The sequence below is a fragment of the Sphingobium sp. 3R8 genome, assembly GCF_020166615.1.
Taxonomy (GTDB): domain Bacteria; phylum Pseudomonadota; class Alphaproteobacteria; order Sphingomonadales; family Sphingomonadaceae; genus Sphingobium; species Sphingobium bisphenolicum.
The window spans coordinates 66,807-92,299 of record NZ_JAIQXR010000019.1 but is presented as its reverse complement, the minus strand read 5'-3'; the positions used below and the strand labels follow the sequence as shown (position 1 = coordinate 92,299).

Here is a 25,493-nt window from a genome sequence, read left to right as displayed (position 1 = left end):
GAGATCGTCGCGCAAAAAAGACGAAACGGCGAACCTGTTCGGGTGCTTTCGGACCTGAGCACCGCCGACGAACAGGATATGGGCATAGACGACTATGTTCTGACCGAATGCCATCGCACCTATCAGCCCGGCGACCGGGTGGCGATCCTGACCCCTGACAAACAGAGCAAACAGCGCTTGCGCGCGAAGCTGCACGGATCGGAAGTGGGCGCATTCAGCTCGCGACTGCCGGCAGAGATGTGGCTGATGGCCGCAGACCTGCCACCGCCACAATAGATTGACGTCGCGCCTGCCTCCTCGCCTTCGCCCTATTTTCCTTAACCTTTTTCAGCCATATATCGCGTCAAATGGTCGCGCCGCTTACATCCCATGAACCCGCCACCGGCGCCCTGCTCTGGCAAGGCGAGACGGGCGATGTCGACGCGGAAGTCGCCCGCGCCCGCGCCGCCTGGCCCAAATGGGCGGCGCAGCCCATCGCCTATCGCATCGAAACGCTGCGCCGCTTCGTCAACGTCGTGCGTCGGCAGGAAGATGCGCTCGCCGATCTCATCGCGCGCGAAACCGGCAAGCCGCTATGGGACGCCCGCAACGAAGTGCATGCGGTGATGGGCAAGGTCGACGTCAGCGTCGCCGCCTATTCCGAACGCACCGGCCAGCGCCGGCTGGAAGCGGCGCTGGGCGCGCGCCAGTCGGTGCGGCACAAGCCCCATGGCGTCATGGCGGTGCTTGGTCCCTATAATTTCCCCGCACACCTTCCCAATGGGCATATCATCCCCGCGCTGCTGGCGGGCAACGCCGTGGTTTTCAAGCCGTCGGAAAAGACGCCTGCCGTGGGCGAAATGCTGGTGAAGCTCTATCAGGAAGCCGGCGTACCGGTGGATGCGATCCGACTGCTGCTCGGCGGCCCGGATGCGGGCAAGGCGCTGGCCGCCCACCCCGATGTCGGCGGCATCCTCTTCACGGGATCGGCCCAGACCGGTATCGCGATCAACCGGCAATATGCCGCGCAGCCGTCCAAGATACTGGCGCTGGAAATGGGCGGCAATAACCCGATCATCGTATGGGACACGCCCGAAATCAACGCCGCAGCGACGCTGGTGGTCCAGTCGGCTTTTATGAGCAGCGGTCAGCGCTGCACCGCCGCCAGCCGCCTGATCGTGCGCGACGGCATCGCGGATCGGCTGATCGCGGAGATCAAGAAACTGGCCGACCGGCTGATCGTGGACCATCCCCATGCCAATCCTACCCCCTATATGGGTCCGGTGATCGACAACCCTACCGCCGACGGACTGACCGAAAGCTTCCTCTTCCTTATGAGCAATGGCGGCAGGCCGATCAAGCATATGGTCCGGCCCCACAAGGGCCTGCCCTTCCTCAGCCCCGCAATCATCGACGTCACCGCAATGAAGGAACGGCCCGATGTCGAACTGTTCGGCCCGCTGCTGCAGGTCATCCGCGTCGCGGACTTCGGCGACGCGATCGCGGAAGCGAACAATACCCGCTATGGCCTCTCCGCCTCGCTCATCGGTGGATCGCCCGAGCAATATAATCAGTTCTGGGCCAATGTCCGCGCCGGCGTGGTCAACTGGAACCGGCCAACCAATGGCGCTTCCTCTTCTGCACCTTTCGGTGGCACCGGCATTTCGGGCAATCACCGCCCCAGCGCCTATTATGCCGCCGATTATTGTGCCTATCCGGTGGTGTCGGCAGAAATCGAAACACCCCGCGCCTCAATCGGCGTCGGCCTGAAGGACATCGACGTCAGCGTGATGGGCGATTGACGGAGATAGGGGCAAAATATTTCCCCAAAACATTTCCTAGTCCCCGCCATACCCATTCTGAATTGAACTTTCGCGGCGCTTTCGCCATCTGACCAGCATGGCTGACAAAGCATCTTCGACAGTCCACCTGGTGGGCGCGGGACCGGGCGATCCGGACCTGCTGACCATCAAGGCCGCGCGCCTGATCGCGCAGGCCGACGTCATCGTGCATGACGGGCTGGTGTCGGACGACATTCTTGCGCTGGCTTCGCCGGACGCCGAACTTATCTCCGTTGCCAAGCAGCGAAGCCGCCATTCGATGCCACAGGACGCGATCAACGCCCTGCTGGTCGATCTGGCGCGTGAAGGCCGTCATGTCGTGCGCCTGAAGGGCGGCGATCCGTTCATCTTCGGCCGCGGTGGCGAGGAAGTCGACGCCTGCCGTGCGGCGGGCGTGCTGGTCGAAGTCGTGCCCGGCATCAGTGCCGCGATTGGCAGCGCTGCGACGGCGCAATTGCCTCTGACCCATCGCGATGCGTCCAGCGCCGTCAGCTTCGTCGCAGGCCAGTGCAAGGGACTGACGGACCAGGACTGGTCGGGCCTGGCGGGAAAGGGTCGCACGCTCGTCATCTATATGGGCGTCGCAACCGCGGCCGACATCGCCGATAAGCTGATCGCGGACGGCGTGTCGCCCGCCATCCCGGTCGCGGTGCTGGAAAATGGTACGCGCGCCGACATGCGGTCATTGCGCACGCTGCTCGCCGACCTGGGTGACATGGTGGCGCGCGAGCAGATCAAAAGCCCGGCCCTGATCGTGGTCGGCGAGGTGGCGGCCCATGCGCTGGCGCAAGATGTGCTGGCGGACTGGATCGTCAAAGGGGAGACTATTTCGGAGATGCGTTCGTGAAGATATTGACCGGCAACGATCTTGTGAGCGGCGACGTCATCTGGTGGGCGGGCGATGGCTGGTCGCGCCAGGTCGGCGACAGCGCCGACGTGGGCGAACGCGGCGATGACCTCGCCCGCACCGAGGAAGCCGCGCTGCGCGTGGTCGGCGCCTATGTGATCGACGCGACCGTCACCGAAGACGGTGTGCGCCCGGCCCATATCAAGGACCGCATCCGCGCGCTCGGCCCGACGGTGCGCCCCGATCTGACGCTGAAACCAAACGACGCCGATGCCGGCAACTGGGTGATCTGAACCATGTATCGCTACGACAGCTATGACCAGTCCATCGTCGACGCTCGCGTCGAGGAATTTCGCGACCAGGTGCAGCGCCGCCTGACCGGCGCGCTGACAGAGGATCAGTTCAAGCCGCTCCGGCTGATGAATGGCCTCTATTTGCAATTGCACGCCTATATGCTGCGCGTCGCCATCCCCTATGGCACATTGAGCGGCAAGCAGATGCGCAAGCTGGGCGAGATCGCGGCGAAATATGATCGCGGCTATGGTCACTTCACCACGCGCCAAAATCTCCAATATAACTGGATCAAGCTGGCCGACGCGCCCGACATCCTGGCCGAGCTGGCGACGGTGGAGATGCATGCCATCCAGACGTCGGGCAACTGCATCCGCAACATCAGTTCCGACCAATATGCCGGCGTCAGCGCCGACGAGGTGGCAGATCCCCGCCCCTGGGCCGAACTGCTGCGCCAATGGTCGAGCTTCCACCCGGAATTCACCTATCTGCCGCGCAAGTTCAAGATTTGCGTGATCGCCAGCGACGATGATCGCGCGGCGATGCGGCTGCACGATATCGGCCTTAAGCTGGTGTCGAAAGACGGCAAGATCGGCGCCGAAGTCTATGCTGGCGGCGGCATGGGCCGCACGCCGATGGTCGCACCGCTTATCAACGGCTTCGTGCCGGAAGATGAGATTATTTCTTATCTGGAAGCCTGCCTGCGCGTGTATAACCGCTACGGCCGCCGCGACAATAAGTACAAGGCCCGGATCAAAATCCTGGTCCACGAGATTGGCGTCGAGGACTATAAGCGCCAGGTCGAGGAAGAGTTCGCCCATATGCGCACGCTGGGCCTCAACCCGCCGGTCGAGGAACTGGACCGCATCCGCGCCTTCTTCGCCGCACCGGCCTATGAAAACGGCCTGTCCGATGCGATCGAACGCGCCGATCCGGCCTTCGCCCTTTGGGTCGATCGTCAGGTCGCGCCGCACAAGGCGCCCGGCTATGCCATCGTCAATATCAGCTTGAAGCCGCTGACCGGCATTCCCGGCGACGCATCGGCGGAGCAGATCGAACTGGTCGCGACCTTGGCCGAGCAATATTCGCTCGACGAACTGCGCGTCACCCATGCGCAAAACCTGGTCCTTCCGCATGTGAAGAAGGCCGACCTCCACGCCATCTGGCAGAAGCTGGAGGAAGCGGGTCTGGCCGAGGCCAATCTCGACCTCATCACCGACATCATCGCCTGTCCAGGCCTTGATTATTGCGCCCTCGCCAATGCGCGCTCGATCCCGCTGGCGCAGAAGATCGCGCAGCGCTTCGCTGCGGCGGAGCGTCAGGCGGAACTGGGGGAACTCAAGGTCAAGATTTCGGGCTGCATCAATGCCTGCGGCCATCACCATGCCGGCCATATCGGCGTTCTGGGTGTCGATCGGAAAGGCGTGGAGAATTTCCAGCTCTCGCTGGGCGGATCGGGCGCGGAGGATGCATCGCTGGGTCAGATCACCGGGCCGGGCTTTTCGGAAGACGGCGTGGTCGATGCTATCGAGAAGGTCACGGACCTCTATCTCGCGCAGCGCGAAGGTGGCGAACGCTTCCTCGACACCTATCGCCGCATCGGCATGAAGCCCTTCAAGGAGGCGATCTATGGTTGAATTCCTGTCCTTCCGCGACGGCGAAGCCGCGCAGGAACCCTCCGTCACGGTCGAGGCCTTTACCGGCCAGTCCAACTCGACCGCCGTCCGCATCGAAGCGGGTGAAGATGCGCGCGAACTGCTGCCCTATCTCGATCGCCTGTCGCTGGTGGAGATAAACTTCCCCGCTTATGGGGACGGGCGCGGCTACTCCGCCGCCCGCATCCTGCGGGAATCCGGCTATCGGGGCGAACTGCGCGCGGTGGGCGACGTGCTGGTCGACCAGATCGTCGCCATGCGCCGCTGCGGTTTCGACAGTTTTCATCCCGCCAAGCCGCTGGACGACGCCGCCGTCGACCGCGCGCTCCATCGCTATGCCGACGTCTATCAGAAGGCGATCGACGGCCGCACCCCGATTTGGGCGAAACGGCACCCGGAGAAGATTAATGGCTGAACCTGCTCGTCAGATCGACCTGATCGACGCCCGCCCCGCCTTCACCCAGGCACAGGCCGATGCGCTGAACGCGCGGTTTGAGGGCGTCGATACGATCACCATGCTCAAGACCGTGTTTGCAGAAGGGCTCGCCGGCAATGTCGCCGTCGTCTCCTCCTTCGGCACGGAAAGCGCGGTGCTGCTCGATCTGGTGGCGAAGGCCGATCCGACCATTCCGGTGATCTTCGTCGATACGTTGAAGATGTTCGCCGAGACGCTCAACTATCGCGATACGCTCATCAAGCGCTTCGGTTTTACCGACAGCCGCACGGTGACTCCGATCGCCGACGTCATCGCCAAGAAGGACGAGACCGGCCTGCGCTGGTCCTACGACCCGGACGGCTGCTGCGAAATCCGCAAGGTCGAACCGATGAAGCGCGCCAAGGATGGCCTGGATGCCTGGATTTCGGGCCGCAAAGCGTTCCAGTCGGTGACGCGCCAGAACCTGCCCCGTTTCGAAGTCGAAGACGGCCGGCTCAAGCTCAACCCCCTGGGCGACTGGAACAAGGCCGATCTGGAGGCCTATTTCGAGGCCGAGAAACTGCCTCGCCATCCGCTGGAGGCGCAAGGCTATCTGTCGATCGGCTGCGAACCCTGCACGTCGAAGGTGATGCCGGGCGAAGACCCGCGTGCGGGCCGCTGGCGCGGCTGGGACAAGGTGGAATGCGGTATCCATTCGCCGGTCACACCGATCCCCGTCGTCGATCCCGAAGACCCCGCCAACCAGCCGGTGTTCTGATATAGGCAAGCCTGTGCCGCCCGTCCTGCGCCGCCGCTCCTGCCAATCATGGCCGCCTGATTTCGGCGGCCCCTAACAATCGCTGCATTTAGTCCCCATATGCCGATTTCGGCATAGGACCGGGGCGGCCTCGCTTCGACCTGAACCCCTTATGTCGGTCGAACTCCGGTTCGATCATTTTCCAAAAGGCTGGAAACACCTGCATCGCATCGGTCGATCGGCCCGATGCGTGCCCGATGGAGTACGCCCTGCATGATCGCCTATCTGATCCTCGTCCATCGCTTTCCCGAGCAGTTCAAACGCATGTTCCAGGCCATCTATGTGCCGGGCAACCACTATCTGATCCATGTAGACCAGCGATCGGGCGCAGCCATGACGGCCGACATCGCCGCCTTCCTCAAACCCTATATCAACGTCGCCATGCTACCGTCGCGCAAGATGCTGTGGGGCGGGTACAGTCTGGTGGACGCCGAATTGCGGGGCATGGCCAAGCTGCTGGAGATGAATGCGGACTGGCGTTATTTTATCAATTTGAGCGGGCAGGATTTTCCGCTCAAGTCTCAGGCCTATATCGCCGACTATCTGGCCCGCCATGACGGCACGGAGTTCATCCGCAACGTACCCCAACAGGCGGTTCGCCCGGACACGATGAATCGCCTCAGCCATTATTTCGTCGAAGCCTTCAACCGCATCGTGCGCACTGGCATACGTCGCCGGCCGATGGCCGGGATCACGCACTATATCGGCACCCAGTGGAAGGCGGTCACGCGCGAATTCTGCGCCTTCGCCTGCCACGCACCTGCGGCCCGCCGCTTCAAGCAATTTTATCGCCGCACCCTGATTGCCGACGAAGGTTTTTTCCAGACACTCATGATGAACGCCTTTGCCGGCGGCAAGGTGGTCAATGACGATCTGCGCACGATCGACTGGATCCCCGATGGAGACATCAAGCTGCGCCCCCGCACCTTCGTCACCCGCGACGCGCTGCGACTGACGCTCAGCCCCGACCTGTTCGCCCGCAAATTCGACGCGCAGGAGGACAGCCATATTCTCGACCTGCTCGAAGCTCATCTTCAGATGCCCGCCGCCGTAACGCTGCCGGCACCGGGGAGCATCCACGCAACATTGTCACCGGCTTCTGAACGGATCGTCTCTCCAGCCTGAAATCGGACGGCGGCCTCCACGCGCCGTCACGCCCTTCCATATGATCGATTCAGAAAGTCCCGCCCGACTGCCGACCTTCCGATCCATCGGAAGGCCGGAAAAATCGGCCTTGCGGGGTTCCGTCTCGCACCCGACGTCGCTATGGGTCGGCCTTCCCGGCCTGACCGGTCGCAGCACGGGCGGATTATCGGCATGGCGCCACTATCATGATCGGACAGCTTCGCCTGTTCCGGCGGCGGGCACGCGTCATCATGCGCCGCCATGGCCCCGAAGCACTGATCTGGCGGCGGCGTATCGCCATATTGGCCGGCGCGGTGCTGGTCGGCCTGACGGCGCTGCTGTTCGCCGAACTGGCCGACCATGCCGGCGCGCTGTTCCGGCGCATGGTCGCCTGGTGCTGGTGGCTTCCGCTGGTCGTGACGCCCCTGGGGTTCGCCGCCTTCGCCTGGATCACGATGAAGCTCGCCCCTGCCGCCAAAGGATCGGGCATACCGCAGGTAATCGCCGCCGCGCGCAATCCCGACGCAGGGATGAAGCAACTGGTGTCCGCCCGCACAGCCTTCGTCAAATTCTGGCTGACCATCGGCACCTTGCTGTTCGGCGCGTCGGTGGGCCGCGAAGGTCCGACGGTCCAGATCGCCGCCAGCATCATGGGCTATATGCACCGCTTCATGCGCATCCCGCTGCGCGCGTCGGTGTTCATCGCCGGTGGCGCGGCGGGCGTGGCGGCGGCGTTCAACACGCCGCTGGCCGGGGTCGCCTTCGCCATCGAGGAACTGGCGGCCGCCTATGAGCAGCGCATGACCCTGCTGGTGATGGCCGCCGTGCTGATCGCGGGCATGGTCAGCCTGGGGCTGGCCGGCGACTATGTCTATTTCGGGGAGATGCGCCAGACGTTGAGCGTCCATGACGCGCTGATCGCCGCACCGGTGGCGGGCTTTCTGGGCGGGATCGCCGGCGGCCTCTTTTCCCGGCTGATGCTGGCGTCCGGCTCCACCCAATGGAAGCCGATGCGGTGGCTGCGCGAGCGGCCGGTCCGACTTGCCTTGCTGTGCGGGTCCGCGGTCGCGATCATGGGGGTCGCAACGGGCTTGACCTGGGGCACGGGCTACGAAACGGCGCAGGCGGTCATTACCGGGCGAGACGTGCCATTGTGGTTCGGCGCGGCGAAATTCGTGTCGACGCTGGCAACCGCCATATCCGGCCTGCCGGGCGGCATCTTCGCACCCTCCTTGTCGGTTGGCGCCGGCATCGGCGACATGCTGCGCAGCCTGTTCCCCAGCTATCCGCAGGGCGCCGTGGTGCTGCTGGGCATGGTCGCCTATTTCACCGGCGTCGTCCGCGCGCCGTTGACCGCCGTCATCATCATTTCCGAAACCACCGCCAGCCGCGGATTGATGATGCCCCTGCTCGCAGCGGCCCTGGTCGCCGACTTTTCGGCCCAGCTCGTCAGCAAGGAACGGCTATATCATGGCCTCGCCAAACGTTTCGCGCTGCCCGGTTGAATCTGTCTCGTTTGCGTAACTAAGTTACAAGCGGCTGGACGAACCATGCCAGCCCGGCGATATACATGGCCCATTGTCAGACATAAGGGAGTCGCCCCATGGACCGCCGTCAATTCCTCGCCACCACCGGCGCCGTCGCGCTTACCGCCGGCGCCCCCCGCGCGCTGGCGCAGGCAGCCGGTAGCGACGATGCGCGCCTGTCGGCCGCCTTCGCCGCCATTTTCGAGCGGCAACTGGACCTCTCGCCCAGCTTCGTCACCAGCCTGGGCCTCGACAAGGGCGCGCGTGCTGGGGCCAAAAGCCAGCTCGACGACAACAGCAAGTCTGCGATGCTGAAACGGTTGGCCGCGACGCAAGGCGCGATCAAGGAGTTGGACAGCTATAAGGCCGCTAGCCTGTCCGATGCGCAGCGGCTCAATCTCGACGTCATTCTCTACGCGCTGGACCAGCAGACCGTTGCGCCAGCCAAATTCGGCTTGAACAGCGCGGTGCGCCCCTATCGCATCTTCCAGCAGGGCGGCAGCTATTTCTCGACGCCCGATTTCCTGAATACCGCCCACACCATCAACGCCGCCGCCGATGGCGACGCCTATGTCGCGCGGCTGGAAGCCTTCGCCCGCAACCTGCGCACCGACACCGCGCTCCAGCGCGACGAAGCCGCGCGCGGCTATCTGGCGCCGGGCTGGTCGCTCGACCTGACGCTCGGCCAGATGAAGAAGCTGCGCGGGCAGCCCGCCCCCGACAGTTCGATGGTCCAGTCGCTGGTCAAGCGCGCCGCCGCCAAGGGGATCGCGGGCGACTGGCAGGCGCAGGCGGCCGCGGTAGTGGAAAAATCCATCTACCCCGCGCTGGACGAGCAGATCGCCGCGATCGAAAGTCTACGGGGCAAGACCGCGGCTGGCGATGGCATATGGCGCACGCCGCGCGGCGATGAAATCTATGCCGCCGCGCTCAAGAGCGCGACGACGACCGACCTGTCCGCTGACCAGATCCACGCCATGGGACTGGAGCAGGTGGCCGATATCAGCGCCCAGCTCGACACCATTTTGAAGGGCGCGGGCTACAGCAAGGGCATGATCGGCGAGCGCCTCGCCGCGCTCAATGTCGAACCCTCGCAACTCTATGCCGACAGCACGGACGGGCGGACGGCCTTGCTGGCGCAGCTCAATCGCGATCTCGATGCGATGAAGGCCAGACTTCCCAACGCCTTCACCACCATTCCCGACACGGCATTGGAAATTCGCGCGGTGCCGGTCGAGATTCAGGATGGCGCCTCCAACGGCTATTATAACCGCGCCGCGCTCGACGGATCGCGGCCCGCCATCTATTTCATCAATCTCAAGGATGTCGGCGACTGGCCGAAATATGGCCTGCCGGCGCTGACCTATCATGAGGGCGTGCCGGGCCATCACCTCCAGATCTCGACCGCCCAGACAGCCGGCGACATCCCGATGCTGCGCAAGACCGCCTTCATGAGCGCCTATAGCGAAGGCTGGGCGCTCTATGCCGAGCAACTGGCCGACGAACTGGGCGGCTATGCGACGCCGCTCGACCGGGCCGGCTATCTCCAGTCTTTCCTCTTCCGCGCGGCGCGACTGGTGGTCGACACCGGCATCCATGCGAAGAAATGGGATGTGAAGCAGGCGACCGACTATATGGTGGAGAAGACCGGCTTCGCCCGTCCCCGCTGCCAGCGGGAGGTCGAGCGCTACTGCACCCAGCCAGGTCAGGCGACGAGCTATAAGGTCGGCCATGGCGTCTGGACGAAAGCCCGCGCCGACGCCCAGGCCGTGCAGGGAAAAGCTTTCGATCTCAAGCAGTTCCACGCCATCCTTGAGGAAGGTGCGATGCCGCTGTCGATGCTGGAGAAACGGGTCGCCGCGCGGGCGAAGGGCTAGGCGCCCATGCCCCCGTTCGTGTCAGACGACACGAACGGGGGCTGATCGGCCAGGTTATTCGTAGTTCAAATCCTGATAGCTATCGTCCGCAATGTCCGAGAATCGCGTGATCTTCGCGTCGAACTTCATGCGGATGCGGCCGGTGGAGCCGTGGCGCTGCTTGGCGATGATGACCTCGGCCAGGCCGTAGATTCGCTCCATATTTTCCTTCCACGTGGCGTAGGCCGCCTCATCGTCGGGCTTGGGTTCCTTGGCCGCTTCGTAATAATCCTCGCGGAACACGAACCAGACCATGTCCGCATCCTGCTCGATCGAGCCGGATTCGCGCAGGTCGGAGAGCTGCGGCCTTTTGTCTTCGCGCTGCTCCACCGCACGGCTGAGCTGCGACAGCGCCAGCACCGGAACATGCAATTCTTTCGCCAACGTCTTCAAACCCCGCGAGATTTCCGAAATCTCGTTGACGCGATTTTCGTTGCCGCGGCCGGTGCCCTGCAATAGCTGAAGATAGTCGACAACGATGAAACCGATATCATGCCGCCGCTTCAACCGACGCGCGCGGGTGCGCAGCGCGGCGATGGTCAGGCCCGGCGTATCATCGATGAATAAAGGCAATTCCTGCAACTCTCGCGCCGCGCGCGACAGATTCTGGAAGTCCGCCCGGCTGATCTTGCCCATGCGCAGCGCTTCGCCGCTGATGCCCGACTGTTCGGCCAGAACGCGGGTCGCCAACTGGTCGGCCGACATTTCGAGGCTGAAGAAGGCGGTCTTGGCGCCCATATTCTTTTCCGCCGGGATGCCGTCGGCATTGTCGCGCAACCAGCGCGACGCCGCATTATAGGCGATGTTCGTCGCCAGCGACGTCTTTCCCATGCCCGGCCGACCGGCCAGGATCATCAAGTCCGAATTGTGCAGGCCGCCGATCTTGGCGTTCAGGCTGTTGATCCCGGTCGTGATCCCCGACACATGACCGCCGCTGTTGAGCGCACGCTCCGCCACCTGCACCGCCGCGGTGGAGGCCATGAGGAAGCTCTTGACCGAACCACCCTCGCCCTCGCCCTCCGACACTTTGTAGAGCGCGACTTCGGCCGCCTCTATCTGCTCGCGCGGATTGACGGCTTCGCTGGTGTCCAGCGCATTTTCAACCAGTTCGCGGCCGACATTGACCAGTTCCCTGAGCAACGCCAGATCGTAGATCTGGGTGGCGAAGTCGCGCGCGCCGATCAGCGCCGCGCCATTGCCGGTCAGTTGCGCCAGATAGCCCGCCCCGCCCAGTTCCTTCAATGCCGGGTCCATGTCCAGCATGGGCTTGAGCGTGACCGGATTGGCGATCATGTCCTTGTCGAGCAGGCGCATGATCGCGTCGTAGATGCGGCCGTGCAGCGGCTCGAAAAAATGTTCGGCCTTGATCTTGAGCTGGACATCCTCGGCAATGCGGTTGTCGATCATGATCGCGCCCAGCAGCGCGGCTTCGGCCTCCACGTTGCGCGGCAATTCGGTGCCGCCATTGTCGGCGGGATTGATTTTCAGCAGTTCGACCATGGCCTCTCTTTCCTCTGCCGGCGCACGCCGCGCAAGGGCCAAGGCGGAAACCATCTGTGGATAAGTCGCGCTTGCTTTTCGCCGCGCGCCGCCGCACTGACTATGGGCTTCACCATGGCCGATCCGCGCATCATAGACATCCAGCTGGACCAGCGCACGATCCTGTGGCGCAATGCCGACGTGGAGCAGGAACGGCGCATCGCGATCTTCGACCTGCTTGAGGATAATCACTTCGCGCCGCAGCGGGTCCATGCCGACGGCTATGCCGGCCCGTACAAGGTCGTGCTGCGGGTCGAGGACGGACGGCTGGTGATCGAGATCAACCGGGAGGACGACGCGCCGCTGGAGGCGATCATCCTGGGCCTGGGCCGCTTCCGTCGCCCGATCCGCGAATATTTCGCCATTTGCGACAGCTATTATCAGGCGATCAGCAACGCTTCCCCGCAACAGATCGAGACGGTGGACATGGCCCGGCGCGGCATCCACAATGATGCGGCGGAAGTGCTGAAGGAGCGGCTGGAGGGTAAGATCGACGTCGATTTCGACACGGCGCGGCGGCTCTTCACGCTGATCTGCGTGCTGCATATCAAGGGGTAGAACGATCAGGGTTGTGACTTTGGGGGGCCTGCTGGTCCGCATCGGTGCGGGACTGGCGGTGGTCGCGGCGCTGGCGCTGGCGCTGTGGCTCTATGCGCGCGGCTGGGCGCCCAGCCGTGACCAATATCCGGTGCAGGGCGTCAGCATCAGCGCCGACAATGGTCCGGTCGACTGGGGCACGCTGGCGGCGCAGGGCGCAGACTTCGCCTATATCCGCGCCGCCGACGCCGCCGACCGGCGCGACCCGGCCTTCGCCGCCAATTGGCGCGCGGCGCGCGCAGCGGGCCTGCGCTACGGCGCGCTGCTCGAATTCACCCCTTGTCGCCTCGCCAGCGATCAGGCGACCCGCTACATGACCACGGTGCCGCGCGACAACGCCGCTCTGCCGCCGGTGATCCGCCTCGCCTTCTCCCCCGCCTGCACCGCCCGGCCGAACCGCGACCTGCTGCTGTCGGAACTCAACACGCTGGTCAATCTGATCGAGGGCCATGCCGGCAAGACCGTGCTGCTCAACGTGACCGAGGATTTCGACAAGGCTTATGATATCGGCTCCGGCATCAACCGGACCTTGTGGCTGGACGGCAATTTCTTCCCGCCCGATTATGCGACCAAGCCCTGGGTGATGTGGACAGCCAGCGACATGCGGCATATCGACGGCATCGATGGCCCGGTCCGGTGGAATGTGGTGACGCCATGATGCGAGACGAACAACGAGTTGGACAGTTGATTGCGGCTGCGCGGGGGGCGATGGCCCATGCCCATGCGCCCTACAGCCGCTTTGCGGTGGGCGCGGCGGTGCGGCTGACCGATGGCACGATCGTCACTGGCTGCAACTTCGAAAATGCCAGCTACGGCCTGTCGCTCTGCGCCGAAACGGTCGCGCTCGCCAGTGTCAACGCACAAGGTCATTTCGCTGACGTAACGGAAATCGCCGTAGTCGGTGGCGCCATGGATGCTGGGGAAGAAGCGCTCGTCACACCCTGCGGGCGCTGCCGCCAGATCATGAACGAAGCCGAACAGATGGCCGGCCGCACCCTTGCCATCTATTGCGCCACGCCCAGCGGCGACCGCATCCTGGACCTTAAGGTCGCAGACCTCCTCCCCCATGCCTTCGGTCCTGCGGACCTGGGCATCGGTCCCATGAAAAAGAGCTGACACGACATGGCCATTCTTTCCGACAAGTGGATTCGCGAACAGGCGCTGAGCACCGGCATGATCGAGCCGTTCGTGGAGAGCCAGCGGCGCGAAGGCTGCATCAGCTATGGCCTGTCCTCTTACGGCTATGACGCGCGGGTGGCGGACGAATTCAAGATCTTCACCAATGTCGACAGTACGATCGTCGATCCGAAGGATTTCGATCCCAAGAATTTCGTCGATCGCCAGACCGACTGCTGCATCATCCCGCCCAACAGCTTCGCGCTGGCCCGCACGGTCGAATATTTCCGCGTGCCGCGCGACGTGCTGGTCATCTGCCTCGGCAAATCCACCTATGCCCGCTGCGGCATCATCGTGAACGTGACGCCGCTGGAACCGGGCTGGGAGGGGCATGTGACGCTGGAATTTTCCAACACGACGCCGCTGCCCGCAAAGATCTACGCCAATGAAGGCGCGTGCCAGTTCCTGTTCCTGCAGGGCAATGAACCATGCGAGGTCAGCTATGCCGACCGCGCGGGCAAATATATGGGGCAGCAGGGCGTGACATTGCCCCGCCTGTGATGCGACACTATGCGCCATGAGCTTCTGGTGCAGCGAATTACGGGGTGCGCGACCCGATATCGGCGCTGACCGGCGGGTCTATGCGATCGGCGACGTGCATGGCCGCGCCGACCTTCTCGACGCGCTGCTGGCGATGATCGCGCGCGACGACGATGTCCGGCTGCGCAAGCCGATCAGCCTGATCCTGCTGGGCGACCTGGTCGATCGCGGCCCTGATTCCCGTGCCGTGGTGGAGCGGGTGATGGCGTTGGCGGCATCGGGCGGCGACGTACGCTGCCTCAAGGGCAATCATGAGGAAGCCTTCATCCTGGCGGCACGCGGCGACTTGCGCGCCCTGCCTCTGTTCCGGCGCATGGAGGGCGAAGCGACGCTGGCCAGCTATGGCCTCGACCCCGCGCTGTTCCGGGTGATGACCGATGCCGAACTGGCCGCCTGGATGGAGCGCCATGTGCCGCGCGCGCATGTCGATTTCCTCGACGCCCTGCCCGACAGCATCGCGATCGGCGACTATCTGTTCGTCCATGCCGGCATTCGCCCCGGCGTGCCGGTGGAAGATCAAAGCCCGGCCGACCTGCGCTGGATCAGACAGGAATTCCTGACGCATCGCGGCCGCCATCCCAGCATGGTCGTCCATGGCCATAGCATCAGCACCGATGTGGACGAACAAGCGGGCCGGATCGGCATCGACACCGGCGCCTTCTTTTCGGGACGCCTGACCGCAATCGGCCTGGAAGGCGTCGATCGCTGGATTTTGCAGACCAGGGGGTGATGGCCCCGCATGACCGCATCGGCGTGCGGGGTTCGCGGCGGCGACCGGACGCCCAGCGCTTCTCATAAATCCATGAGAAAGATTTTATATTGCCTGTCCAGTATTCGCGATAGCGGAACCCTAAAGTTTCTTCGTTGGAGACAGCAGAGCGGCAGGAAATGCCGTTACAGCAGGGGAACAGACACATGCATAAACGCCATGCCATGGCGGGGATCGCCCTCGCCATCTGCCTCGTCTCGCCTACGCAACTTCTCGCCGCCGCGACGCCGGACGCCACGCTGACCCAGCGGCATAAATTCGACATCCATGTCCAGCCACTCAGCAGCGCGCTGCGGGAATTGTCGGCCCAGTCGGGCGTCCGCATCCTCTTCCCCTATGACGAGGTCGCCGCGATCCGCAGCCGCCGCATCCAGGGATGGTTGTCGACGCAGGACGCCCTCGCCCGGCTGCTGGCCGGCACCGAACTCACTTCTACCCCTGCCGGCGCGGGCGTGATCGCCCTGGCCGCCCCCGCCAATCGCAGCGCCGCGCGCCGCAGCCCGCTCGCGCTGCAATATGCGCAGGCGACCCTGCCGGGTACGGGCGCGCAGGCCATGACCATGGCCCCCGCCCCCGAACCGGTCGAGGATGCAACGCCGATCATCGTCACCGGCACGCGCACCACGAACCGCACCGTCGCCGAAAGCCTGGCGCCGATCGACGTGCTGGGCGAAAAGGATCTGGAATCGAGCGGCAAACAGTCGGTGCGCGACCTGCTCGGCACGCTGGTCCCCTCGATCAACGTGTCGAACAATGGCGCGGGCGCGAGCTGGGCGGTGCGCACCCTGTCGCTGCGCGGCCTCGGCGGCGACCAGTTGCTGGTGCTGGTGAACGGCAAGCGTCGGCACAATACCGCGACCCTCTTCATCAACGGGTCGGTCCAGAACGGCCAGTCGCCGCCTGACCTCGACCTGATTGCCGGCAACGCGATCCAGCGGATCGAGGTGCTGCGCGATGGCGCATCGGCGCAATATGGCTCCGATGCGATCGCCGGCGTGGTCAACATCATCCTGAAGAACGATACGTCGGGCGGCGCGGCGCTGACCATGGGCAGCACCGCCGACAATGGTGGCTGGCAGGGGCGCTGGCAGGTCGACAAGGGGTTCGCCCTGGGCCAGGACGGCGGCTATGTCCACCTGTCGGCGGACGGCGTGCTGCAGGATAATACTATCACGAAGAGCAGCCCGATCACCGGGCAATTCTATCCGACCGGCGACCCGCGCAACGCCGATCCCGACCGCATCCGCGCCAAATATGGCCAGCCGCAGGTGATCGGCGGCAATCTGGGCTATGATGCGATGATGCCGGTAGGGGACAGCCTGGAACTCTATAGTTTCGGCACCTATTCCAAGCGCCATGCCGCGGGCTGGCTCACCTATCGCACACCGCAGGCCGCCAATAATATTCTGGAAATCTATCCCGAAGGCTATATCCCGCGCATCCACGTCTATGACGAGGATTTCCAGTTTGCGGGCGGCCTGCGCGGCGAAGTGGGCGGCGGCGTGCATTTCGACCTCAGCACCAGCTACGGCCAGGACGAGGTCAAATATGCCCAGACGACCTCGCTCAACCCCTCGCTCGGGCCGGCAAGCCCGACCCATTTCTACCTCGGCAAGCTGCGCTTCGACGAATGGGTCAGCAATCTCGACCTCAGCAAGGAATTCGACATCGGCCTTGCCGGGCCGCTCTCGGTCGCGGTGGGCGGCGAGTATAAGAAGAACAAGTTCGTCATCAGCCCCGGCGATGCGGTGTCCTATATCAACGGCGGCTATATCTTCCCGACGGGCGGCTGGCGCGGCGGCACCTTTGCCAGCGGCATCGGGTCGCAGGGCGTCATCGGCTTCACCCCCGAAGGATCGGGTAGCTGGAGCCGTGACAATTGGAGCGCCTACGGCAATATCGAAGGCAAGATCGTCGAGGGCGTCGAGTTCGGCCTTGCCGGGCGACATGAGGATTATTCCGATTTCGGCACCACCGATACGGGCAAGGCGTCGCTGCGCATAGAACCCGTCAGGGGCATAGCGATCCGTGGCACGGCCAGCACTGGCTTCCGTGCACCCACGCTCCAGCAGCAACATTATAATTCGTCCAGCACGATCGGCGTGGTCATCGACGGCGTCAGCCAGTTGCGTCCCGTGGTCGCGCTGCCGGTCGATAGCGCCGCGGCGCAGGCGCTCGGCGCCGTTGCGCTCAAACCTGAAAAATCGACCAGCTTCTCGGCGGGGCTGGTGCTGACGCCCCTGCCCAACTTCAACCTCACCGTCGATGCCTATCAGATCAAGGTGAAGGACCGGATATTGCTCAGCGGCACGCTGTCCGGCACGGCTGTCGTCGATATCCTGAACGCCAACGGCTATGCTGGCAATTTCGGCGCGCTCATTTTCTCGAATGCCGCCGATACGCGGACCCGCGGCCTGGATATCGTCGCCACCCATCGCGCCGATCTGGGCGGCATAGGCCATCTGACGAGTTCCTTGTCGGCCAATTTCAACAAGACCATCTTCACCCATATCGATCCGCCGCCGACGGGTGGCAGCGGCGTCTCCTTCGTCGCGCGTGATCGTCAGGGTGACCTCAGCGAAGGCACGCCGCGCAACAAGTTCATCGCCAATTTCCTTTGGGAGAATGGACCGATCAACGCCAATCTGCGCGCCACGCGCTTTGGCAAGGTCACCCAGCGCGCGGCGTTGCCGGTGTTGCACACCGCTGACTGGATGTCCTGCTCGACCGTGTCGGCGACCTGTACGTCGGGCTATGCCGACGAGGAACTGAAGCCCAAGGTCATTCTCGACCTCGAACTGGGCTACAAGCTGGCCAAGGGCGTCAAGCTGTCGATCGGCGCGAACAATCTGCTCAACACCTATCCCAACAAGCTGAAGCCGGTGAACCGGCTCGCGGGCAGCCTTTACAACGCCTACGCCCCCTACGGCATCAGCGGCGGCTTCTATTATGGCCGGTTCAACCTGGAGTTCTGATATGACGAAGACCAAGGGTGTCAACCGCCGCGAAGCACTCGCGGCGGGCGGAATCGGGCTGCTTGCCGCGGGCAGCGCGACGTCGGTGGCGCAGGGGACGGCAGGCGCCCCGGCGCCGGGACAGGATACGATCGTCAAGGTCGAAGACTGCACCAACGTCGCCCTCGCCCTGTCGCCCGACGGGCGGACGATCGCCTTCGACCTGTTGGGCATCCTCTGGACGATGCCGGTGTCAGGCGGGCCGCTGACCCGCTTGACCGGCGACTTTGACGATCTCGCGCAGCCCGACTGGTCGCCCGACGGCAAACGGATTGTCTTCCAATCCTATCGCACCGGCAATTTCCACCTCTGGTCGATCGCAGCGGACGGCGGCGACATGCGCCAGCACACCGATGGCCTGTTGGACGATCGCGAACCACGCTGGTCGCCCGACGGCAAGACCATCGCCTTTTCCAGCGACCGGGCGGACGGCCGCTACGCCATCTACCTGCTCGACGTGGCGAGCGGCCAGGTCACGCCCCTGTCGATGGGCACGACCAACGACAGCGAACCCGCCTGGTCGCCCGACGGCAAGCGCGTCGCCTATGTCGCGGGGGGCACGAAGCTGGTCACGATCGACATCGCCAGCGGGGCGGTGACCGACGTGGCGTCGGTCACGCCATCGGCCGACCGTTTCAACCCTTCGGCGATCATGGCCCCTGCCTTCGCGCCCGATGGGACCATCGCCTATACCCGCGTGCAGCCGGGGACGATGACGCTAGTCCATGACGGCAAGGATATCGTCGTCGGCGAAGATCTCTATCCCTTCCGCTCTGCCTTTGCCAAGGACGGCGCGATCCTCTACGGGTCCGGCGGCAAGCTGCGCCGCCTGAAAGGCGGCAAGGCGAGCGTCATTCCCTTCCGGACCGACGTGCCGGTCACTACGCCCAGCTATCGGAAGAAGGCTCGCGACTTCACCTCCACCACGGCAAAGCCCGTGGTGGGCATCGCTGCGCCAATGCTCTCGCCCGACGGCAAACATATCGTCTTCGCTGCGCTCAACGACCTCTATCTGATGCCCGTCGGCGGCGCGCCGAAGAAAATCGTCGGCGACGGATTCCACAAATGCGACCCCGCCTGGTCGCCCGACGGCAGGACCATCGCCTATTCCTGCGACCGTGGCGGCACGCTGGACATGTGGCTGCATGACGTCGCTACGAGCAAGGAAAAGCAGCTCACCAACATCCCCGACAAGGCGGTCGCCTGGGGCAACTGGTCGCAGGACGGCAAGATGATCGCCTTCCTCGACCAGGACGGCGCGCTCCATACGGTCGATGTCGCGAGCGGCGTGGTCACGAAACGCTTCGACGCTATCTGGGAACCGGGCCGCCCCAGCTTCGGCCCCGGTGGCAAGACCATCGCCTATGCCGCGTTCAAGCCCGTCACCGGCCGCTATCGCGAAGGCGCCAGCCAGATATTGACCGTCGACCTCGCTACCGGCAAGGGCACATATCGCCCTGTGTTCGACGGCAAGTCGCTCGGCACACGCGGCCATGACGGCCCGGTCTGGTCGCCCGACGGCGCGCGCATGGCCTTCGTCTTCGCCAGCACCCTGTGGGTCGCGCCGGTCGCGCCCGACGGCAGCTTTACCGCCGCGCCGAAGCAGATCACTACCGAAGTCACCGACGCGCCAAGCTGGAGCGGCGACGGCAGCAAATTGCTTTATCTCAGCAACGGCAAGCTGCGCATCGTATCCGCCACCGGCGGCGCAGCGCAGACCGTGCCCTGCCGCCTCAATTGGGCCAATGCCAAGCCTTCGGATCGCACCGTCGTACGGGCGGGCAAAGTCTGGGATGCTCTCTCGGCCGATTACAAGACTCAAGTCGATGTCGTGCTGGACGGCAACCTGATCGCCGCCGTGACGCCGCGCGGCGCGGGCGCATCGGACGCCAACGCCAGGCTGATCGACGCGCCCGACCTGACGCTGATGCCGGGCCTGATCGACATGCACACCCACCGGCAGATGGCGGGCTATGGCTATGGCGACCGGATGGGGCGGCTGTGGCTGGCGATGGGCGTGACGGCGACACGGTCACCCGGTTGCCCCGCCTATCATATGGTCGAGGATCGCGAGGCGATCCAGAGCGGCAAGCGCATCGCCGCGCGCCATTACGCCACCGGCGAGGCGATCGACGGCGGGCGCATCTTCTACAATTTCATGCGCCCTGTGACCGAAAAGGGCCAGATGGCGCTGGAGCTGGAGCGCGCGAAGGCGCTCGATTACGACATGGTGAAAACCTATGTCCGCCTGCGCCACGACACGCAGAAGGAGGTGGTTGACGCTTCCCACAAGATGGGGATGCACCTGTCGTCCCATTATCATTATCCCGCCCTGCACAGCGGCATGGATTGCATGGAGCATACCGGTGCGACCAACCGCTACGGCTATTCGCGCACCATCACCTCGCTCGGCGGCGGCTATCATGACGTCAACGACCTGTTCGCCGCGGCCAAGGCGGGGCGCACGCCGACATTATTCGCGGCCACGTCCCTGCTGGGACTGGACGACGGCTTTACGCGCGATCCGCGCATCACGACGCTCTATCCCCCATGGGAATATGACAAGCTGCGCGCGCGGGTGAAGGCGATGTCGGGCGACGGCGGCAAGCCGATGCTTGCCTCGCTGGAACGGCAGGTCGAACAGATCAAGATGACGCTGGCGGCGGGATGGCATCCCTTTTCCGGCACCGACGCGCCGATCGACCTGACCGCGATCAGCCTGCACCTCAACCTGCGCGGCATGGTCAAGTTCGGCATCTCGCCCTATGAAGCGCTGTTGATGACGACGCGCTGGAGCGGCGAATTTCTGGGCGAACCGGTCGGCCGGATCGAGCGCGGGATGCTGGCCGACCTGATCCTGGTGGACGGCGATCCTCTGAAGGATGTCGCCGCCGTTGCGAATGTGCAGCAGGTGATCGCCAACGGCGTCGTCCATACGCCCGAGGCGCTGATGGCGCCCTTCGTCAATGCAAAGCCGCAGGCGGCGGCGAGCAAGATGCTGCCGATGCTGGCGGACGCTCATCAACATTATTGGTGGCATGACCCGGACTATGTCGAAAGCAGCCGTGCCGCATGCTGCGCGGGTCATGCGGTGGCGCATGCCTAGACAATGAGGCGGCGTTCTCTTGCCTGTGCGGGAGAACGCCGCAACTCACCGCCAGCCCTTCGCCTGCGCCGCCTTTTCCCCGGCGGCATCCACCGGTGCGCCGTCGATCAGCGCGTCCACCGTCGCCATGACCCGCGCGTCGGCGGACGAGGCCTGTCGATAGGCGGTTTGAGAACCCGCGCCGGGCAAAGCCTGCTGCACCTGCCAACCTGTCCCTTCGCGGCAGGCGACGCCCGCAATGGCGCCATCGAAGCTTCGGCACCAGCCGCCGCCCTTGCGCTGGAAGCTCAGGCCGATGTGGATCGGTCCATCCCGCTGCGCAGACGCCAATTGCCCGTCGAGTGCGGTCGCGAGCGCGCCCTGCGCCACCATCACGCCGCCCTGCATGCCGATCGATCCCGGCTCCTCGCCCGACATGCGCCCCAGACCCAGCCCCAGCACAAGGCTGGCGGCGATCGCCCCGCCCATCGCCCAGCCACGCCAGCGGGGCGCTGGGCGCGCCAGAGGCGTCACCGTCGCGCTGTCCTCCAGAACCGCGCGCAAACGATCTGGCACCGGCTCCTGCGCCACAGGCGCATAATGGCCCGCCAGTCGCGCGCGCAACGAACGATGCTGCGCCAGCCGCGCCGCCAGGGCCGGATCGGCGGCCACCGCCCGCTCGACCCGACGCCGGTTCACCTCGTCCAGTTCGCCATCGACCAGCGCGATCAGCATGGCTTCGTCTATGTCCGTCATGCCGCCTCTCCCATCAGTTCCAACAACGCGCCGCGCCCACGCACCAGCCGCGACGTCAATGTGCCCATGGGCACGCCCAGCACCGCTGCCGCTTCCTTGTAGGATAGCCCCTCCACCAGCACGAGCGCGATCGCCTCGCGCTGTTCTTCGGGCAATGCCTGCATCGCCCGATCGACGTCGGACAGCATCATATGCGCCTCGACATCGCGGTCGCCGGCATGGCCGACATGCGCACCGGCCTCTTCGGGGGCGAAGGTCTTGGCGGCGCGCTGGCGCGCGCGGGCCTCATCGATCCACAGGTTGCGCATGATCCGATACATCCAACTGTCCAGACGGGTGCCGGGCTGCCACTGATCGCGCGCCTTCAAGCCACGTTCCAGCGCCGCCTGGCACAGATCATCGCCATCGGCGCGGTCCCGCGACAGGCTGGCGGCAAAACGCCGCAGCCGGGGCAGGATCGCCAGCAGGTCGCTTTCGAACGACATCGATACTCCGTCACTTGTTCGAGGGATGAAACGCGCCAGCCCATCCGTTTCATCCCGCAGACAGAAGACGGATGGACATTTTTTCGCAATGGTTGATTTTGCATGCGAGAGGATCGGTGAGACGGACATGAAGCTGACGCGCCCCTGGCTGATCGCGGGGATGATCCTGATCGCGCCCTCTGCGACGCAGGCGCAGTTGCTGCCCGGCGGCGGCGGGCTGGGCACGGTGGGTCAGGTGGTGCCCGACATTATGGAGCGTGTCGGCGGCGCGGTCGATGCGGCCGATCTCGACCGCCTGTCGCCCGCGCGCCTGGCCGACCGGCTGGCGGCGGCGCGCGCCACGCGCCTCACCGATTTACTGCGCCGCCACGGCGATCGCATCGAGCTGGATGACCGGCGCGAACCGGCGCGGCGCGGCGTCATCCTCCTCACCGGCGCGGACGACGCGACGCTCGATGCCTTGCGCGCGACGGGCTATGGCGTGACTGACGAAAGGGTTGAGGGCATCGACCTGCGCGTCGCCCACCTCACCCCGCCCAAGGGCCGCAGCCTGGCCAGGGCGCTGCGCGAGGTGCGCCGGATCGCCCCGCGTGCGCAGGCCAGCGCGGACAATCTCTATTTCCCCAGCGGCGCGTCCCTGCCCCTCGCCGCCGCTGCGCTGGCGGGCAGCGGCGGGGTCGACGGTCGTCTGGCGGGGCTGATCGACGGCGGGGTCGCGCGGCATCCGGCGCTCACCGGGCCAATCGAACAGCGCGGCTTCGCCCATGGTGCGCCGCGCGCCAGCGCCCATGGCACGGCCGTCGCTTCGCTCATCAGCGGCGACGGATCGGTGCGGGGCGCAGCGCCCGCTGCGTCGCTGCTGGTCGCGGACGTCTATGGCGACGATCCGGCGGGAGGCGGCGCCTTTGCGATCGTCCGCGCGCTGGGATGGATGGCGGCGCGCGGCGTGCGAGTCGTGACGGTCAGTCTGGTCGGCCCGGCCAATCCGCTGCTCGACGGCGCGATCCGGCTGGCGCAGGACAAGGGCGTGACCGTGGTCGCGGCGGTCGGCAATGACGGCCCCGCCGCCCCGCCGGCCTATCCCGCCTCCTATCCCGGCGTCATCGCCGTGACGGGAATCGATGGACGCGGCCGGCCCTTGCCCGAAGCGGGCCGCGCGCTGCATATCGATTTCGCCGCTCCCGGCGCAGACATGCAGGCAGCAACCACAAGTGGCGGCAAGGGCGCGGTGCGCGGCACCAGCTTCGCCGCGCCGCTGGTCGCTGGCCGCCTGCTGATGCGTGGCGGCATCGCTGCGCTGCGCGCCGAAGCCACCCCGCCGACCAAGGGAAAGACGCCGATCATCTGCGCCGATTGCAGAAATAACGAATGATTTTCAAAGGCTTGATATTTTTCTTGGCGGACCGGGATTAAAGCGGCCGCCCCTCCCGTTCTCCCTTCATCGCATTGATACGCCTATGAAGGAGACGAGTGATGAAAGCCAAGTTCCTGATCGCGACCGCCTGCCTCGCTGCATTAACCGCAGCGCCGGCCTCGGCGCAGTTGCTGGGCGGCGGCGGCGGTGGCGGCGGCCTGGGTGGGTCGCTGGGCGGCCTGGGGGGCGGCCTTGGCGGATCGCTCGGCGGTACGCTGGGCGGTTCGGGCAGCCTGGATCGCAGCATCGACCTCGACAATGGTCGGGTCGGCGCGAGCGGATCAAGCCGCGGTCGGGCCGATGGCTCGGCGACCGGTTCGGCGACGCGCAACGGCAAGACCCGCAGCGGCAGCGCCTCGGGGTCGGCCAGCGGATCGGCCAACGGCGGCCTGGCGGTCGACACATTGGGGACCAGCGACGCGCGCAACGCCGTTGGCACGGTGCGCGACCGCGCCGGTGACACGGTGGGAACTGCGCGTGATCGGGCGACTGACACCGCCACCGCCGCGCGGGATCGCGCCAGCGCGACGGCTGCCAATGCCCGCGACCGGGCAGGCAATGCCGTCAATGCCACCCGCGATCGCGCTTCGGGTGTAGCCAATGGCGCTGGTTCGGCAGCGGGCAGTGCTGCGGGCCAAGCGCAAGGCGCGCTCGACAATGCCGCATCGGTCGATGCCAGCGGCCAGCTTTCGGGCGAAGCCACCGGCCAGGGTTCGGCAAGCAGCAGCACCCCTACACCGAATCAGGCGGACGATTGACCCCGCACGGGGCTGCACGCGGGTAGCGGTCAAGTTCCACGCCGCCGCCCGACGCCCCACCGCCTGACGAACGGGCCGGCTGCCTTTGAGACCGCCGGCCCGTTCCACTGTGCCGATCAGCGGACGTTCAAGCCCAGTTCGCCCAGCAACTGTCCCGCCTGCTCGCGCGATATCGTTGCGCCGCGAAACAGACCGGCATTGATCAGCCGCAATCCGCCGATATCTGCCCCGCGCAAGTCCGCACCATCGAACCGACATCCGTCCAGCGCCGCATCGCGCAGGCTGCATCCATCGAACAAGGTGCCGCGAAAATCGCATTTGGCGAGGTCCGCCTGGCTGAAATCGATCGCCTTCAAAACCAGCTTGCGAAAGGAAAAGCCCGGCAATCGCGCATTGACGAGCAGCGTTTCGGCAAATTGCACGTCCAGCGCGCTCGCCTCGCTCAGATCTGCGCCGGTCAGCTTGCATCGTTCGAACTGCGCGCCGAACAGCTTCGCGCGCCGCAGCACGCCATTGTTGAAATCGCAGGCGAGAAATTCCGCTTCGCGCAGGTCCGCGCCCGTCAATTGCACGAACCCGCCCCGGCAGGATTGCCAGCGCGTCGCGTCCAGCTTCGCCCCGGTAAAGTCGGTGCGGCGGACCTGGCAGCGTTCGAATATCCAGCGCGACAGGTCCAGCCCAGACAGATCCGCCTCGTCCAGATCGCAATCGATCAAATGATGGGGCAAACCCTTTTTCGCCAGCGGCGCGATGTCGCCCCGGCCCAGCGTCTGTTCACTTAAGGATCGATCGGCAAACAGGTCATCCATGCCCCTGCCTTAACCGCAAGCGGAAGGATGATCCACGCCCCAACGATGAAATGCGATCAAAAAGAGAACATATCTTTTGCCGACACCCAAAACGGAAAAGGCCGGCGTCCTTTCGGACCCCGGCCTTTCCACCCCCCAT

General features: G+C 65.0%; 23 protein-coding genes. 19 read left to right on the top strand and 4 right to left on the bottom strand.

All coding sequences use genetic code 11. From position 1 onward, the window contains the following. The 10 genes from K9B33_RS17370 to K9B33_RS17325 form a co-directional block, all read left to right on the top strand. Positions 1–276: hypothetical protein (locus K9B33_RS17370; protein ID WP_224550331.1), on the top strand; the 276-nt coding region annotated here is incomplete at its 5' end. Positions 277–347: 71 nt separating this feature from the next. Further along, positions 348–1,781: a succinylglutamate-semialdehyde dehydrogenase gene (gene astD, locus K9B33_RS17365; RefSeq protein WP_224550330.1), complete on the top strand. Its 1,434-nt coding sequence runs from the start codon at positions 348–350 to the stop codon at positions 1,779–1,781. 97 nt (positions 1,782–1,878) lie between these two features. Then, positions 1,879–2,667: a uroporphyrinogen-III C-methyltransferase gene (gene cobA / locus K9B33_RS17360; RefSeq protein WP_224550329.1), complete on the top strand. Its 789-nt coding sequence runs from the start codon at positions 1,879–1,881 to the stop codon at positions 2,665–2,667. After that, on the top strand, positions 2,664–2,960 hold the full coding sequence (locus tag K9B33_RS17355; RefSeq protein ID WP_224550328.1) for a DUF2849 domain-containing protein: 297 nt from the start codon (positions 2,664–2,666) through the stop codon (positions 2,958–2,960). The genes cobA and K9B33_RS17355 overlap by 4 nt, the downstream gene beginning before the upstream one ends. A gap of 3 nt (positions 2,961–2,963) precedes the next feature. Next, positions 2,964–4,595, top strand: a complete 1,632-nt coding sequence (locus K9B33_RS17350; protein ID WP_224550327.1) for a nitrite/sulfite reductase — start codon at positions 2,964–2,966, stop codon at positions 4,593–4,595. Then, the gene (locus tag K9B33_RS17345; RefSeq protein WP_224550326.1) at positions 4,588–5,028 is read left to right on the top strand and encodes a DUF934 domain-containing protein; all 441 of its coding nucleotides are present in this window, start codon (positions 4,588–4,590) and stop codon (positions 5,026–5,028) included. Before K9B33_RS17350 ends, K9B33_RS17345 begins: the two co-directional genes overlap by 8 nt. Beyond that, positions 5,021–5,806, top strand: a complete 786-nt coding sequence (locus tag K9B33_RS17340) for a phosphoadenylyl-sulfate reductase (RefSeq protein ID WP_224550325.1) — start codon at positions 5,021–5,023, stop codon at positions 5,804–5,806. The genes K9B33_RS17345 and K9B33_RS17340 overlap by 8 nt, the downstream gene beginning before the upstream one ends. A 252-nt stretch (positions 5,807–6,058) precedes the next feature. Continuing rightward, positions 6,059–6,970, top strand: a complete 912-nt coding sequence (locus K9B33_RS17335) for a beta-1,6-N-acetylglucosaminyltransferase (protein ID WP_224550324.1) — start codon at positions 6,059–6,061, stop codon at positions 6,968–6,970. Positions 6,971–7,176: 206 nt separating this feature from the next. Further along, positions 7,177–8,475, top strand: coding sequence for a chloride channel protein (locus K9B33_RS17330; protein ID WP_224550323.1), 1,299 nt, complete (start codon positions 7,177–7,179; stop codon positions 8,473–8,475). Between the two features lie 98 nt (positions 8,476–8,573). Further along, positions 8,574–10,373, top strand: coding sequence for a DUF885 domain-containing protein (locus tag K9B33_RS17325; RefSeq protein ID WP_224550322.1), 1,800 nt, complete (start codon positions 8,574–8,576; stop codon positions 10,371–10,373). A 54-nt stretch (positions 10,374–10,427) separates the two neighbouring features. Here the strand turns inward: K9B33_RS17325 and K9B33_RS17320 are convergent, their stop codons facing one another. Next, a complete protein-coding gene (locus tag K9B33_RS17320; RefSeq protein ID WP_224550321.1) occupies positions 10,428–11,912 on the bottom strand; it encodes a replicative DNA helicase in 1,485 nt (494 codons plus the stop codon). 114 nt (positions 11,913–12,026) lie between these two features. Here K9B33_RS17320 and K9B33_RS17315 point away from each other — a divergent pair, with 114 nt between their 5' ends. From K9B33_RS17315 to K9B33_RS17285, 7 genes are all read left to right on the top strand, one after another. Further along, positions 12,027–12,509 (top strand): UPF0262 family protein, encoded by a 483-nt coding sequence (locus tag K9B33_RS17315; RefSeq protein ID WP_224550320.1) that lies wholly within the window; start codon positions 12,027–12,029, stop codon positions 12,507–12,509. 13 nt (positions 12,510–12,522) lie between these two features. Beyond that, positions 12,523–13,206, top strand: coding sequence for a GH25 family lysozyme (locus K9B33_RS17310; protein ID WP_411974034.1), 684 nt, complete (start codon positions 12,523–12,525; stop codon positions 13,204–13,206). Further along, entirely contained in the window at positions 13,206–13,664 is a 459-nt protein-coding gene (locus K9B33_RS17305; RefSeq protein WP_411974035.1) for a cytidine deaminase, read from the top strand. Before K9B33_RS17310 ends, K9B33_RS17305 begins: the two co-directional genes overlap by 1 nt. A gap of 6 nt (positions 13,665–13,670) precedes the next feature. Beyond that, complete coding sequence (gene dcd, locus K9B33_RS17300) at positions 13,671–14,225, top strand: dCTP deaminase (RefSeq protein WP_224550318.1); 555 nt, start codon at positions 13,671–13,673, stop codon at positions 14,223–14,225. Positions 14,226–14,241: 16 nt separating this feature from the next. Continuing rightward, positions 14,242–14,994 (top strand): metallophosphoesterase family protein, encoded by a 753-nt coding sequence (locus K9B33_RS17295; RefSeq protein WP_224550317.1) that lies wholly within the window; start codon positions 14,242–14,244, stop codon positions 14,992–14,994. 185 nt (positions 14,995–15,179) lie between these two features. Next, positions 15,180–18,008 carry a TonB-dependent receptor plug domain-containing protein gene (locus tag K9B33_RS17290; protein WP_224550316.1) on the top strand — a complete coding sequence of 943 codons (2,829 nt, stop codon included), beginning with the start codon at positions 15,180–15,182 and terminating at the stop codon, positions 18,006–18,008. A 1-nt stretch (position 18,009) separates the two neighbouring features. Continuing rightward, a complete protein-coding gene (locus K9B33_RS17285; protein ID WP_224550315.1) occupies positions 18,010–21,153 on the top strand; it encodes an amidohydrolase family protein in 3,144 nt (1,047 codons plus the stop codon). 45 nt (positions 21,154–21,198) lie between these two features. On the opposite strand, the gene K9B33_RS17280 is transcribed toward K9B33_RS17285, so the two are convergent. Together K9B33_RS17280 and K9B33_RS17275 are read right to left on the bottom strand one after the other, a co-directional pair. Next, positions 21,199–21,888 carry an anti-sigma factor family protein gene (locus K9B33_RS17280; protein WP_224550314.1) on the bottom strand — a complete coding sequence of 230 codons (690 nt, stop codon included), beginning with the start codon at positions 21,886–21,888 and terminating at the stop codon, positions 21,199–21,201. Continuing rightward, complete coding sequence (locus K9B33_RS17275; protein WP_224550313.1) at positions 21,885–22,373, bottom strand: RNA polymerase sigma factor; 489 nt, start codon at positions 22,371–22,373, stop codon at positions 21,885–21,887. The genes K9B33_RS17280 and K9B33_RS17275 overlap by 4 nt, the downstream gene beginning before the upstream one ends. Positions 22,374–22,461: 88 nt before the next feature. Between K9B33_RS17275 and K9B33_RS17270 the strand changes: the two genes are divergently transcribed. After that, a complete protein-coding gene (locus K9B33_RS17270; RefSeq protein WP_224550312.1) occupies positions 22,462–23,745 on the top strand; it encodes a S8 family serine peptidase in 1,284 nt (427 codons plus the stop codon). A 101-nt stretch (positions 23,746–23,846) separates the two neighbouring features. Continuing rightward, positions 23,847–24,545, top strand: coding sequence for a hypothetical protein (locus K9B33_RS17265; RefSeq protein ID WP_224550311.1), 699 nt, complete (start codon positions 23,847–23,849; stop codon positions 24,543–24,545). A 116-nt stretch (positions 24,546–24,661) separates the two neighbouring features. Here the strand turns inward: K9B33_RS17265 and K9B33_RS17260 are convergent, their stop codons facing one another. After that, on the bottom strand, positions 24,662–25,354 hold the full coding sequence (locus tag K9B33_RS17260; protein ID WP_224550310.1) for a pentapeptide repeat-containing protein: 693 nt from the start codon (positions 25,352–25,354) through the stop codon (positions 24,662–24,664). Positions 25,355–25,493: the final 139 nt, after the last annotated feature.

Coding starts and splice junctions, on each gene's coding strand:
- astD (WP_224550330.1), top strand. CDS start 348: ATGGTCGCGCCGCTTACATCCCATGAACCCGCCACCGGCGCCCTGCTC.
- cobA (WP_224550329.1), top strand. CDS start 1,879: ATGGCTGACAAAGCATCTTCGACAGTCCACCTGGTGGGCGCGGGACCG.
- K9B33_RS17350 (WP_224550327.1), top strand. CDS start 2,964: ATGTATCGCTACGACAGCTATGACCAGTCCATCGTCGACGCTCGCGTC.
- K9B33_RS17345 (WP_224550326.1), top strand. CDS start 4,588: ATGGTTGAATTCCTGTCCTTCCGCGACGGCGAAGCCGCGCAGGAACCC.
- K9B33_RS17340 (WP_224550325.1), top strand. CDS start 5,021: ATGGCTGAACCTGCTCGTCAGATCGACCTGATCGACGCCCGCCCCGCC.
- K9B33_RS17335 (WP_224550324.1), top strand. CDS start 6,059: ATGATCGCCTATCTGATCCTCGTCCATCGCTTTCCCGAGCAGTTCAAA.
- K9B33_RS17330 (WP_224550323.1), top strand. CDS start 7,177: ATGATCGGACAGCTTCGCCTGTTCCGGCGGCGGGCACGCGTCATCATG.
- K9B33_RS17325 (WP_224550322.1), top strand. CDS start 8,574: ATGGACCGCCGTCAATTCCTCGCCACCACCGGCGCCGTCGCGCTTACC.
- K9B33_RS17320 (WP_224550321.1), bottom strand. CDS start 11,912: ATGGTCGAACTGCTGAAAATCAATCCCGCCGACAATGGCGGCACCGAA.
- K9B33_RS17315 (WP_224550320.1), top strand. CDS start 12,027: ATGGCCGATCCGCGCATCATAGACATCCAGCTGGACCAGCGCACGATC.
- K9B33_RS17305 (WP_411974035.1), top strand. CDS start 13,206: ATGCGAGACGAACAACGAGTTGGACAGTTGATTGCGGCTGCGCGGGGG.
- dcd (WP_224550318.1), top strand. CDS start 13,671: ATGGCCATTCTTTCCGACAAGTGGATTCGCGAACAGGCGCTGAGCACC.
- K9B33_RS17295 (WP_224550317.1), top strand. CDS start 14,242: ATGAGCTTCTGGTGCAGCGAATTACGGGGTGCGCGACCCGATATCGGC.
- K9B33_RS17290 (WP_224550316.1), top strand. CDS start 15,180: ATGCATAAACGCCATGCCATGGCGGGGATCGCCCTCGCCATCTGCCTC.
- K9B33_RS17285 (WP_224550315.1), top strand. CDS start 18,010: ATGACGAAGACCAAGGGTGTCAACCGCCGCGAAGCACTCGCGGCGGGC.
- K9B33_RS17280 (WP_224550314.1), bottom strand. CDS start 21,888: ATGACGGACATAGACGAAGCCATGCTGATCGCGCTGGTCGATGGCGAA.
- K9B33_RS17275 (WP_224550313.1), bottom strand. CDS start 22,373: ATGTCGTTCGAAAGCGACCTGCTGGCGATCCTGCCCCGGCTGCGGCGT.
- K9B33_RS17270 (WP_224550312.1), top strand. CDS start 22,462: ATGGTTGATTTTGCATGCGAGAGGATCGGTGAGACGGACATGAAGCTG.
- K9B33_RS17265 (WP_224550311.1), top strand. CDS start 23,847: ATGAAAGCCAAGTTCCTGATCGCGACCGCCTGCCTCGCTGCATTAACC.
- K9B33_RS17260 (WP_224550310.1), bottom strand. CDS start 25,354: ATGGATGACCTGTTTGCCGATCGATCCTTAAGTGAACAGACGCTGGGC.